Genomic DNA, 12,081 nt, shown 5'->3' with positions numbered 1-12,081 from the left:
CCGATGCCTGATCCTGTTGCTGCCAGCCTGCGTCTAGCGCCTGATGCGCTGACTCGTCCTTTCTCCGCTGAACAGTTCAGCTTCTCGACCACCAATGATTTGGAGCCCTTTCGCGGTGTGCTTGGCCAGGAACGCGCGGTTGAAGCCTTGCAGTTCGGTGTGGCCATGCCACGCCCCGGTTACAACGTATTTGTCATGGGCGAGCCGGGTACCGGTCGCTTTTCGTTCGTCAAACGCTACCTGAAGGCCGAGGGCAAGCGCCTGCAGACCCCGTCGGACTGGGTCTACGTCAATAATTTCGATGAGCCGCGCGAGCCGCGCGCCCTTGAGTTGCCCGCCGGTGGCGCCGCAGCGTTCATCACCGATATCAATGCGCTGATCGACAACCTGGTGGCCACATTCCCCGCGGTGTTCGAACACCCCACCTACCAGCAGCGCAAGAGCGCCATCGACCGCGCCTTCAACCAGCGCTACGACAAGGCGCTGGATGTCATCGAACGCCTGGCGCTGGAAAAGGACGTGGCGCTGTACCGCGACAGCTCCAACATCGCCTTCACTCCCATGCTCGATGGCAAGGCGCTGGACGAGGCCGAGTTCTCGCAGCTGCCCGAGGCCGAGCGCGAGCGCTTTCATACCGATATTTCCGAGCTGGAAGAGCGCCTCAACGAAGAACTGGCCAGCCTGCCGCAATGGAAGCGCGAGTCGAATAACCAGCTGCGCCAATTCAACGAAGAAACCATCACCCTGGCCCTGCAGCCCTTGCTGGCGCCGTTGTCGGAAAAATACGCGGAAAACGCGGCCGTCTGCGGTTACCTGCAAGCCATGCAGGTGTACCTGCTCAAGACCGTGGTCGAGCAACTGGTGGATGATGCCAAGACCGACGCCCAGGCCCGCAAGCTACTGGAAGAGCAATATTGCCCGAGCCTGGTGGTGGGCCATCCGGTCAACGGCGGCGCGCCGGTGGTGTTCGAACCGCACCCGACCTACGACAATCTGTTCGGCCGTATCGAATACAGCACCGACCAGGGCGCGCTCTACACCACCTATCGGCAACTGCGCGCCGGGGCGTTGCACCGTGCCAATGGCGGATTCCTGATCCTTGAAGCGGAAAAAATGCTCAGCGAGCCGTTCGTGTGGGACGCGCTCAAGCGTTCCCTGCAGTCGCGCAAGCTGAAAATGGAATCGCCCCTGGGCGAACTGGGTCGCCTCGCAACTGTGACCCTCAACCCGCAGATGATCCCGCTGCAGGTCAAGGTCATCATCATCGGTTCGCGTCAGTTGTACTACGCCTTGCAGGACGCCGATCCGGACTTCCAGGAAATGTTCCGGGTGCTGGTGGACTTCGACGAAGACATCCCGATGGTGGACGAAAGCCTGGAGCAGTTCGCGCAGTTGCTCAAAACCCGCACCTCGGAAGAAGGCATGGCGCCGCTGACGTCGGACGCCGTGGCGCGCCTGGCTACTTACAGCGCGCGGCTGGCGGAGCATCAGGGGCGCTTGTCGGCGCGCATTGGTGATCTCTTCCAACTGGTCAGCGAGGCGGATTTCATTCGCCATCTGGCGGGCGACAAGATGACTGACGCCGGCCATATCGAACGCGCGCTCAAGGCCAAGGCCACGCGCACCGGGCGGGTATCGGCGCGGATTCTCGACGATATGCTCGCCGGGGTAATCCTGATCGACACCGCCGGTGCGGCGGTCGGCAAGTGCAACGGGCTGACGGTGCTGGAAGTGGGCGACTCGGCGTTCGGCGTGCCGGCGCGGATTTCCGCCACGGTGTACCCGGGCGGCAGCGGGATTGTCGACATCGAGCGCGAGGTCAACCTCGGCCAGCCGATCCACTCCAAGGGCGTGATGATCCTCACGGGTTACCTGGGCAGCCGCTATGCCCAGGAATTTCCGCTGGCGATTTCGGCCAGCATCGCTTTGGAACAGTCCTACGGCTACGTGGACGGTGACAGTGCATCCCTGGGTGAGGCGTGTACGTTGATTTCGGCCCTGTCGAAAACCCCACTCAAGCAGTGTTTTGCCATTACCGGTTCCATCAACCAGTTTGGTGAAGTGCAGGCGGTCGGCGGGGTCAACGAGAAGATCGAAGGGTTTTTCCGTCTCTGCGAGGCCCGCGGGCTGACCGGCGAGCAGGGGGCAATCATCCCCCAGGCCAACGTCGCCACGCTGATGCTTGATGAGAAAGTGCTGCAGGCCGTACGCGCCGGGCAGTTCCACATCTACGCAGTGCGCCAGGCCGACGAAGCCTTGAGCCTGCTGGTGGGCGAGGATGCCGGTGAGCCGGATGCCGAAGGGCAATTCCCGGAAGGCACCGTCAACGCCCGTGTGGTCGAGCGGTTGCGCGCGATCGCCGAGATGATCAGCGAGGACGATCTCAAAGAAGCCGAGAAGGAATTGGCACAGCAGGCACTGGCCGAAGCCAAGCCCGCTTCATAACCGGCCCATAGGCGGTGAGCGAACTGGCCTCGCGCGGGGCAAGACCGCTCACCACATGGGTTGGTGTGTTGTCACAGAGCCGGAGTGATCGGCTCTTCTTCTAAAAGTAAATGACGCTGAAATGCTGACGCCACTCCTCGTCCTTGTGGTGAGCGAGCTGGCCTCGCGCGGGCCTGTTCGGCCAACGCAAGGTTGGCAGAAATGACAATAATTTGACTGGCGCCCGGAGGGGCTTGCACCGTTGGTCTCTACGGCCTTGGTTTGTCGTGGTTTTCTTCTATTCTGAGGATTAGGGATATCTGCAGGAGTCGCTGGATAGAGACAGCCTCGCCCACGCGCCGGGGTTGAACACCGATCTACCGAGGGTCGCCGCCATGCCGCGCAACCTCTGTCTTACCCGCCAGTACTTCGGCCTGGCTACCCGTATCGAATGCGTCATTCGCCCTCTCGCGGGGGATGACGGCCTGTGGACGGTCTTATTCGCCGCCGGAATGAGCGGTGAGCAACCTTCAGCCGTCAAATCCCAGGGACCTTTTCGCGGTCCCGTGGAAGCCGCCAAACTGCTCGACTCGATCGTCGAAAATCTGACAGGGCAAGGCTACAAGCATGCCGAGGACCCGCCGATCTGGTGCCTGCACCTGCAGGCTCATCTGCGATCGCTTAACCGCAGCCACGAACAGCTCGCGCTGTAGCCAGGCTTATTTGTTTTCGGGCTTGTCCAGTTTGACCTCGAACCCGTATTGCACGGTGCTCAGGTCGGTGCGCTGATAGCTTTCCAGAACGGTCGGCCGGCCGTAAAAATAATGCACATCAAACAGCGCCGTGCCGTATTCCGCGGCGCGGTGGCTGACGCCCAGGATTTCCTTGAGGTAATTGCCGCTGGCGTCCTTGGCGTAGAAGCGCCAACTGTCGGCCGGAAAGGCTTTCTGATCGACGATCAGCGCGTTGTCCTTGAGCGACAGGCCCTTGGGCAGGGTCGTTGCGTCAATCTGGTTCTTTTCGATGGTCGCCAGGAACAGCGGAATCGAGCCCACCACAAAGGCCGGGGTTTCCGGAAACAGTGTGAGATCGTAGGTGAGGGTGCCGCGCGCCGGGTTCAGCTCATACGCCTCGGTCGGCAATTCGATGGGCTCGCCGCGCTCGCCCTTGTCATCGGCGGTAAAGAAGGTCACCGGCGACTCCCCGCTGTTGCGCTCGGCGCCCACCAGATCATCGTTGAAGGTGAAGGGATGGTCGAACACGATGGTCGCGGCGCTGGCGTCTTCGACGGACTGGCTGATCGTGACGCTGTTTTTGAGTTGCTCTTCGGTCAGCGTGGCGTCTTTGAGCCAGGCCGCGGCGCCGTCCTCATACACCGTGACCGGCATGGGCAGGGCCTGCACGGTTTTTTCCAGGCTGTTTCTGTCGAAGCGCTGCACGGGCAGGTCCAGGTCCTTGCGTGTGATCGACGCCTGGGAAAAGTCCAGCACGTTGACCTGCAGGGTGTCGACCAGGCCATTGAAATAAACCTTGGCGTAATGGGTGCTCTGCTGGTGCTCGAAGGCTTTTCGCTCGTCGTTGAGCTGTTGCTCGAATGCATCGGACCAGGCGTTCTGCTTCTGCATCTCGGCCAGTTGTTTCTGATAGAACGCCACCTGGGCTGCACTCTCATTGATGGCGCCCGCACGGGTGAGAAACTGCCCGGTGCTGTCGCGCGCCTGCACAAGCAGCGGGTTGGGGGATTCATCGCCCACTTGGGGGGCGAGGGGCGCACGGTTGGTCAGTTCGATTTCGGCGTAGTTCTTCTCCAGGCGCAGCAGGTTAACGCTGATCGCGCCCTCGGTGCGCGGGTGGCCCACGTCCTTTTTCGCCAGGTCGAACGTCAGCACATTGCCCGGCGCGATGACTTCCACTGTGCCCTTGAGGCTGACCGGCTGCGGCTGGCTTTTGTTTTCGGTCTCGATGCCGTCGATGAACGGGTAGGTCACCGTCAGATCATCGGGGTTGGTCAGGTTGGAACTGCTGGGACTCAGCTGGATGCCCGGGTCGGTTTCCGACCACTCCGGTTGGAACGGGATGACCTTATGGTTGCTGAGCGTCACGGACTGCCATTCCAGGCTGTGGGGAAACGGGAATTGATCGGGCTGGTTGAAGTTGAACGGAAAGACCGGCTGCAGATCCGTCAGGTAATCGGAGTGAGAGGTCTTGCGCAGCACGAACAGGCCATTGATGTAAGTGTCCACCAGTGCCTGGGGCGTGGGGTAATGCTTGAGCAGAGCCAGGCTGTCTTCGCCGTACTCGGGCTCGATGGGCTTGCTGGCGAGCTTGATCTGCGCGCGCTCGAGCAACAGCAGGGAACCGCCGAGGTCGGCGATGGCGTCGCGCAGCTTGGGGTCCTGGATGCGGTCGAGGGATTGTTCGAACTGCGCGGTCTTCTCTTCGAGCGTGGCTTGTTTTTTTTCATCACCAGGCGAGCAACCGCCCGCCAGCAGCAGCGCCGCACATAAGCCGATACCGGCCAAAGGGGTTCGCACATCCATCATCTGAGAGTCTTCCTGTCCGACGTCATCGAGCCGAGTTGATGGGCTCGACACTAGCAGAAAAATTCTCTTACAGAAGCCGCTCAGGTCAGTTTTCTCGCGGTTACAGCGCTTTGGTGGCGGCTGGTATACTCGCCGCCATTTCTAACCACGCTGTGTGAGATCCAATGGAACGCTTTATCGAAAATGCGATGTACGCCTCGCGCTGGTTGCTGGCGCCGATCTACCTGGGATTGTCCCTGGGGTTATTGATCCTGGCGTTGAAATTCTTCCAGGAAATCATCCACGTCATTCCCAACATCTTCAGCATGTTGGAAGCCGAAGTGATCCTGCTGCTGCTGTCATTGATCGACATGGCCCTGGTCGGCGGCCTGCTGGTGATGGTGATGATCTCCGGCTACGAGAACTTCGTCTCGCAGCTGGATATCGATGACAACAAGGAAAAGCTTAACTGGCTGGGCACCATGGACTCTTCGTCGCTGAAGATGAAAGTGGCGGCGTCCATCGTGGCGATTTCCTCCATCCACTTGCTGCGCATCTTCATGGACGCCAAGAACGTCGATCCCCAGCACCTGATGTGGTACGTGATCATCCACATGACCTTCGTGGTCTCGGCTTTTGCCATGGGTTATCTGGACAAACTCACCAAGCATTGATACCACGCGCCGGCCTTACTGTTCGATGAAGTAGTAGGGCTGGCGGTTGACGGCCATCTCCTTGATCACCTTGACCTGTGTGCTCAGCCGGTCGGTATGGTCCAGCAGCGCAACGTTGCCGGGCCTGGCGGCGAGGTAGCTGTGCAGTTGCGCTTCGGTTTGCAGGATCTTCAAATAGCCCTGCATGTAGAACACGCCGGCTCCGGCGATGCGTTCGTTGGGTTGAAACAACACCACATCCCTGCCTTCGGCCTGCAGCGCCTGGATCTGACTGATCAAGGGCACGAACGAATGGCGCACGTCGGCCTTGGGCGCAAACCAGAACGCTGCCGTCAGATAGCAGGCCACCGCCACGGCGAACACGCTGCCGATCACGCGCTTATGGTGCTTGTACAACGCCGGCTTGTGCGCCTGGAGCCACGCCAGCAGCACCCGCGCATACTCAGCGGCCAGGACCGCGGCGGCGGGCGTCAGGGCCATCAGGTACACCGTGCGTTTGCTTGAGGCCAATGTCAGCAAGGTGAACTGTGCCACCAGCCAGACACTGAAAAACAAGTGGTAGCGATTACGCGCCAGGCTTTTGCGCAAATGCCATAGCCCCAGGTACACCAGGATGTTCCACGGTAAAAATGCTTCGGGCAGTTTCAGCAGGTAGTAATAGAACGGCTCGTAATGCCCGGCCTCGACGAATTCGCCGCTGAAGCGCCCCACGCTGTTGGTCCACAGAACCTCGCCCACCGCCTGCAGGCCGCCGCGCTGGAACAGGAACATCAGCCAGATCAGCAGAGGAATCAGGGCCAACAGGGTAAACGCCGCCGGTTTAAGCCAATCCCCAAGGCGCAGGCGTTTGTCCAGCAGGGTGCTGCTGGCCAGGTAGACGAAAATCACCACGCCGGGCATCGCTAGGCCCAGCACGCCTTTGCTCAAGGTGGCGATCACCATCCCGGCGGTGAACAGCGCCCAGGCGCCGGTTGCCGAACCCTGACGGTCGGGTCGCACCGCCTGGTAGAACGCCAGCAGGGCAGTGGTCACACCGAGGGTGAGCAGTGAGTCCTCGCCCACGCCGCGCACGTTGCTCCAATAACTGGCCATGGTCGCCAGGATCAACGCCGCGCTGAAGGCCAAGGTCTGCGGGCGCCCGAATCTGCGCAGCATCGCGTACAGCAGCATCACGCTGAACAATCCGGCAAACGCCGAGGCCAGGCGTACCGCCCAGGGGCTGGCGCCGAACAGTCGAATCGCCCCGGCGTCCAACCAAAGGCTCAGGGGCGGCTTTTCCAGGAAGGGCTCGCGAAACAGCTGCGGCACCACCCAATCATTGTCCAAGTGCATGGCCATGGCGATCCCGGCGACGCGGGCTTCGGTTGAGCCTTGCAGTTCGTGGTTACCCAGGGCAAAGAAAAACAACAGACCAGCGAGCAGGAGCAGCAGAGGGGCGGGACGCGTCATGGGGTGTGGGTACCGGGCAGTGGGCCGTTCGGGGGAACGGCCTTGGCATCCGGCTAGTATCGGTCGGGGTTTCTGAACATTTCGTGAACGACCGTCGGATTTCTCTATAGGTGTTCAGGGTGCCTGCAAGCTGGGCAGCGCGGCTTTGCCTTGAGGCGTCAGGACCGGTGCCAATTGCTCCCAGGTAAACGACAGCTCGTTGTCGCAGCCGTCGCCGTTGGCCGGTGTCGAAAGTTGCAGGCCCTGGGTGTTAAAGCTCAGGTCGAACCGGGAATAGTCGGTGATCGCCGGACAGCCCTCGTCGGTACTGGTTTGCTTGACCAGCCAATGGCTGAACGTGGCGGGCAGCGTCACCTCGCCGGAATAGGCGTCATGCCATTGCTGGCGCGCTCCCAGCCATGTCCACGGGTCGACGCCTTCGCCGGTCTGCAGATTAAACGAATGCAACCCCCAACTGATGCCCCTGGCGCCTGTACCGGCGGCCCAGCGATAGAACCTGACCGTTATCCACTGCGACGACCAATAGGTCGGCTCAACCACGATTTCACTGGTATAGGCCGAACCGTTTCGCCCCAGATACTCACGCCGCTCGCGCAGGAAGTCAGCCTGGTCATCGTCGTTAACGGCCAGCGCGGCGAGTTGCCGATTGATCTTCTGCACCGCCGGGCCTTCGCCTTCGAGTTGCAGCGTGACGCGCGCGCCTTGCGTCTTGAGCTGATAACGGTGCTCGCCGAAGGCTTTCTTCTCCACCTTGACCGGCAGCGGCGCCGCTTCCAATGCAGCGTTATACGCATCGCTGCCACAACCGTCGCCTGGCGTGCCCACGCGTTGCAGGGTAATCGGCAGCGGTGTGCCGCCCTTCGTTTTGCTCCACGCGCCTGCCAGCGTATTGCCCTGCAAGCCGCCCAGCGTCCACAACCCGGTATTGCCTTCTTCCACCCACGGCGCATTGGCACTTGCCTGGGTCAGTTGGATGGGCGTGAGGATGCGCTGGTAGTAATAACTGCCATGCTCCCCGCCGGCGCCGTTGAAGCAGGCCGTGATGGCGGACTTGCCCAGCGTCCCCTTCCAGACGCCCGCCAGGTCGGCAGCGCAGGTGAGCAATGGCATACAGGCGAGGGCGAACACAGCGAGAGGCTTGAGCACGGGTATCTGACTTCCGGATGTCTGATAAAGGCCGACAGGTTAATCGGGACCGTACCCGGATACCAGCCGGGCAAGCCTTGCGGCCCGCCCGTTGCGCTCACTACGGCAGTGCCTGCGCATGAGGGAATGACAGGGTGTCCAGCAAGCGATCGATTAATAACTCACCCAGCACGATCAACTGTTGACTGGCCAACAACTTCTGACGCTGCGCACCTTCCAGCTCGAACGCCAGGTCGGTGGTCATGACGTTCAATGCGGCCAGGGTTTCGCAGGCTTGGACCAGTAATGCTTCCGGGGGGATGTTTGGGGCGATGGTGAAGATGTTGGGGGTTGGGGGGTTGGGGGGTTGGGGGTGATTTTTTTCATGGTTCAAACTCCTTGATTGATGGAGTCGCCAGAAATCGCTGCTAAACGAAAAGGGTGGCGACTGTGCGCGGGTTAGCAGACCAGGAATCAAGGAACCCGGCGCACCCGGAGGTGCCCCACGCACAGCCGCCATAATTCGTACCAGTCGATGCTGGAAGCATCGCTCGAACGGTAGGTGGCTTTGCAGGCCTTGATGTTAAACGAGCTGCTAAACCCGGTCGCTGATTTTGCAGCGACGCAAGGAGGCTATCTGCGTAGGAGTTGTTGCACCAGTTCATCACGAGCGCTGCATGTTGAAGGAAATTTCTGAGGAGTGACCAGGTGGGTGTTTCCGGAGAGTAAAAACGACAAAACCCGCACGGGGCGGGTTTTGTCGATGTTTTGAGTTGGTGGGCCGGGGTAATCTGAACTGGTGTTGTATCCAATTGATTTTATTAATTATTTATTGTTTGGTTTCTTTTTTGGAATACTAATTGGAATACACATTCAGAAGTGTACATTGCCCAAAGCTCATCAGAGTCGACCTACCGCTGCCCCTCGGGCGTCTAAATAACCAGTGCTTGTCCAGTAAGCCTGCTGTGAGACGCTCAAGTAACATACCGTTGGAAAAGCCCTAGCTAGGAGTTTATGAAGATTCTTGGGACCACTTGTGGTCGTGATATCATATGGCCTGCCTCGAATGTCGCTGGATAGATCCAGGAGTGGGAATCCAACCAGGTCCCCTCAACTCTGTATCCATCACGCCTTGATCGTTGTGTTGTTAAAAGGAATTGCACAAATGCAGGTTTGCTTCGTCGTGATGGGATTTGGCAAGAAAACGGATTACGAAAGTGGCCGCACACTGGATCTGAATGCCACCTACGAGACTATCATTCAGCCTGCCGTTATCAGTAAAGGGCTGCGTTGCGTGAGAGCAGATGAAATCACGCAGTCGGGAATCATCGACGTCCAAATGTACGAGATGCTCCTGCGAGCAGACCTCGTTATTGCTGATATTTCTACCGGAAACGTGAATGCAGTTTATGAGCTTGGTGTTCGGCATGCCCTGCGCCCTAACTCAACGATCATCATGAATGAAGACCAGGGTAAGCTTCATTTTGATCTCAACCATGTCAGCACTCTTCGATACGCTCATTTTGGTGAAGACATTATGGGGCGCGAGGTAATCAGGGCGAAGAAGGCCTTGGAAGACCTTATTGAGGCCGCCATGAAGGGGGCTGTCGATAGTCCTGTCTACACCTTCCTTCCTAAACTCGTTTCTCCGCGGATGTCGGATGATCAGTACGAGGAGATGATTGATGAGGCGGAAGCGGCGCAGAAGAAGTTATCGCATCATATGCATGCCGGTGAAAAATTCATGCGGCAAAGCGATCACGTTGCCGCTGCCGTAGAGTTTAGGGCTGCGCGGGAAATGAAACCTGAGGAGCCCGACATCCTGCAAAAGCTTGCACTAAGCACCTACAAATCAAAATTACCAGACGAGATTTCGGCGCTGCATGCTGGATTGGCTGTGCTAGGGCCTCTTAAACCTGAGCTCTCGAATGATCCGGAAACCTTGGGTATAGCCGGCGCCATCTATAAGCGACTCTGGTTATCTCAAAATGATAGGGCCGCGCTGGATCTCGCCATACGACTCTACGGCAGGGGCTTTGAGGTCAGGCGCGACTATTACAATGGTGAGAACTTTGCCCTGTGCTTCGAGTATCGAGCACAAGAGCATGCCGAGCATACAGAAAAAGTCTACGACTTTATGAGTGCTCAAAAGATTCGTCGATCGATCACAAAGTCACTGTCAGCTGTTGAAGCATCCCCTGATTTTTTTGACAGGCCGGATAAGCGCTGGGTATATGCAACATTAGCAAACTGCTACTTTGCTTGCGAAGAACCTGCAACTGGGATGACGTACGAGCAGAAGTTTATAGGGGCGGCCGCTGCTCAATGGGAGTTGGACACCTATTACATGGGGAAAGAGGAGCTGATGGCGATCCAGCCTGAAAGACTATCTACACTGACTCGCGTATAGAAATAGCCTTTTGCTTGCAGGTGTTGCCTGAAATTTTGAGTCGTTTTTAGAAGGGAAAGGGGAATATGGGGTTGCCAAGGACGTTTGTCAGCTTTAGCAGTACGGATCTTCATATGTACAATATTATGTGTGCATGGAAGAAAAATAAGCACATTGATTTTAATTTTGCGGACTGCCAGCTTGAAGTTGCAGTCAGATCTGAAGATGAAGCTTATATCAAGCGCAAATGCCGAGAGCGTATAGATATGGCGGGTACATTTGCGCTTTTAATAGGTGATGATACTCGTTACAAATTTAAATATGTTCAGTGGGAAATCGAAGTTGCCCTAGAGAAGGAGTGCCGAATTATCGGCGTTAATCTCGACGGAAGTCGCAAGATGAATCCCAACTCTTGCCCTACGGTGATGCGAAACATTGGGGCTGTCTTCGTACCTTGCAGGGCCAGAATCCTCGCCCACGCGCTGGAAAACTTTACGAAGCAGGATCACGGTGATTGGTCCTATGGAGACCCGCTGTATACAAAACTTGGTTATGAGGCCCAGTGATGAAAGAATCAGATTTTCCGGGTATTTATCAGGCGGCTGACACCCTTTCCGGCAATGCCCAGGCCCACTTTTTCACTGCTTTGGTTTTCAATTTGCTGTCCTTGGTGTTGGCCGCGGCGGTATCAGTGGTCAATTACCCACATTGGATCTCAGCCGTTGTTCAGGCGGTACTCCTAGCAGGGGCTATGGCAAGCTCCGTATACCTTGCTTTGGTCAGACCGGAGCGTCTGTGGTACTCCGGTCGCGCTGTAGCCGAGTCCATCAAGACACTAGTCTGGCGCTATGTCTCCCGGGCGGAGCCTTTTCACGAGGCGGATGACGTCTCTAAGAAGCTGCTGCTCGAAAAGCTCAAACAGGTCGTGAAACAAAATAAGGCTATATCAGATAAGCTCATCACTCATCTCAAGGAAAAACAAATTTCTGACATGATGGTGCAGTTGAGGTCTGGCTCCTTCGATGAACGGCGAAATACCTATATCCAGCATCGGATCAACGATCAGTTGGCTTGGTATGAGAAAAAAGCGACTTTCAATAAGCGAGCATCTTCAAGATTTTTCGCAATATTAGTGCTGATAAATGCAATCGCTCTGCTGTGTGCATTGATTAAGATTGCCAACGTGCAATATCAGTATTTCCCAACGGACATATTGATCGCCATCGCGGCTAGCTTGTTAACTTGGATGCAGGCGAAGCGCTTCTCGGAGCTTTCCGCATCCTACGCGCTTACCGCCAATGAGATTGGCATCGTTCGCGAGCAAGCCGATGACTTAGTGTCTGATGGTGCCTTATCGTCATTCGTTGGAGATGCAGAAAATGCGTTTTCGCGCGAGCATACGCAGTGGGTAGCGCGTAAAGATAACTGAAGCGAGTTACCGGGACCGGGCGGAAGGTGGTTACCGCTTAAGGCAACGGTCTTTATCTGGTGAGCGGGT

General features: G+C 57.7%; 9 protein-coding genes and 1 pseudogene. 6 read left to right on the top strand and 4 right to left on the bottom strand.

Annotation, left to right across the window (positions count from 1 at the left end):
• Window positions 1–3: 3 nt before the first annotated feature.
• Entirely contained in the window at window positions 4–2,445 is a 2,442-nt protein-coding gene (locus PSH94_RS21890) for a Lon protease family protein (protein WP_305435769.1), read from the top strand.
• A 374-nt stretch (window positions 2,446–2,819) separates the two neighbouring features.
• Complete coding sequence (locus tag PSH94_RS21885) at window positions 2,820–3,137, top strand: hypothetical protein (protein ID WP_181080063.1); 318 nt, start codon at window positions 2,820–2,822, stop codon at window positions 3,135–3,137.
• Between the two features lie 6 nt (window positions 3,138–3,143).
• Here PSH94_RS21885 and PSH94_RS21880 read toward each other — a convergent pair whose 3' ends face one another.
• Window positions 3,144–4,967, bottom strand: coding sequence for a hypothetical protein (locus PSH94_RS21880; protein ID WP_305435767.1), 1,824 nt, complete (start codon window positions 4,965–4,967; stop codon window positions 3,144–3,146).
• A 164-nt stretch (window positions 4,968–5,131) separates the two neighbouring features.
• Between PSH94_RS21880 and PSH94_RS21875 the strand changes: the two genes are divergently transcribed.
• A complete protein-coding gene (locus PSH94_RS21875; RefSeq protein WP_181080042.1) occupies window positions 5,132–5,620 on the top strand; it encodes a TIGR00645 family protein in 489 nt (162 codons plus the stop codon).
• A 15-nt stretch (window positions 5,621–5,635) separates the two neighbouring features.
• Here the strand turns inward: PSH94_RS21875 and PSH94_RS21870 are convergent, their stop codons facing one another.
• The 3 genes and pseudogenes from PSH94_RS21870 to PSH94_RS21860 all read right to left on the bottom strand — a co-directional run bounded on the left by PSH94_RS21870 (window position 5,636) and on the right by PSH94_RS21860 (window position 8,581).
• Complete coding sequence (locus PSH94_RS21870) at window positions 5,636–7,069, bottom strand: glycosyltransferase family 39 protein (RefSeq protein WP_305435765.1); 1,434 nt, start codon at window positions 7,067–7,069, stop codon at window positions 5,636–5,638.
• A 114-nt stretch (window positions 7,070–7,183) separates the two neighbouring features.
• Entirely contained in the window at window positions 7,184–8,215 is a 1,032-nt protein-coding gene (locus PSH94_RS21865; protein WP_305435764.1) for a hypothetical protein, read from the bottom strand.
• A gap of 100 nt (window positions 8,216–8,315) precedes the next feature.
• Window positions 8,316–8,581: pseudogene (locus tag PSH94_RS21860) on the bottom strand (DUF6124 family protein).
• Window positions 8,582–9,359: 778 nt separating this feature from the next.
• Between PSH94_RS21860 and PSH94_RS21855 the strand changes: the two are divergent.
• From PSH94_RS21855 to PSH94_RS21845, 3 genes are all read left to right on the top strand, one after another.
• A complete protein-coding gene (locus PSH94_RS21855; protein WP_305435761.1) occupies window positions 9,360–10,604 on the top strand; it encodes a tetratricopeptide repeat-containing protein in 1,245 nt (414 codons plus the stop codon).
• A 113-nt stretch (window positions 10,605–10,717) separates the two neighbouring features.
• Window positions 10,718–11,149, top strand: coding sequence for a TIR domain-containing protein (locus PSH94_RS21850; protein WP_241150038.1), 432 nt, complete (start codon window positions 10,718–10,720; stop codon window positions 11,147–11,149).
• On the top strand, window positions 11,149–12,012 hold the full coding sequence (locus PSH94_RS21845; protein WP_305435758.1) for a DUF4231 domain-containing protein: 864 nt from the start codon (window positions 11,149–11,151) through the stop codon (window positions 12,010–12,012). The genes PSH94_RS21850 and PSH94_RS21845 overlap by 1 nt, the downstream gene beginning before the upstream one ends.
• Window positions 12,013–12,081: the final 69 nt, after the last annotated feature.

The sequence above is a fragment of the Pseudomonas sp. FP2254 genome, from assembly GCF_030687695.1.
Lineage (GTDB): Bacteria > Pseudomonadota > Gammaproteobacteria > Pseudomonadales > Pseudomonadaceae > Aquipseudomonas > Aquipseudomonas quebecensis.
The sequence above is the reverse complement of the archived record's forward strand: the minus strand, read 5'-3'. Positions and strand labels throughout refer to the sequence as shown.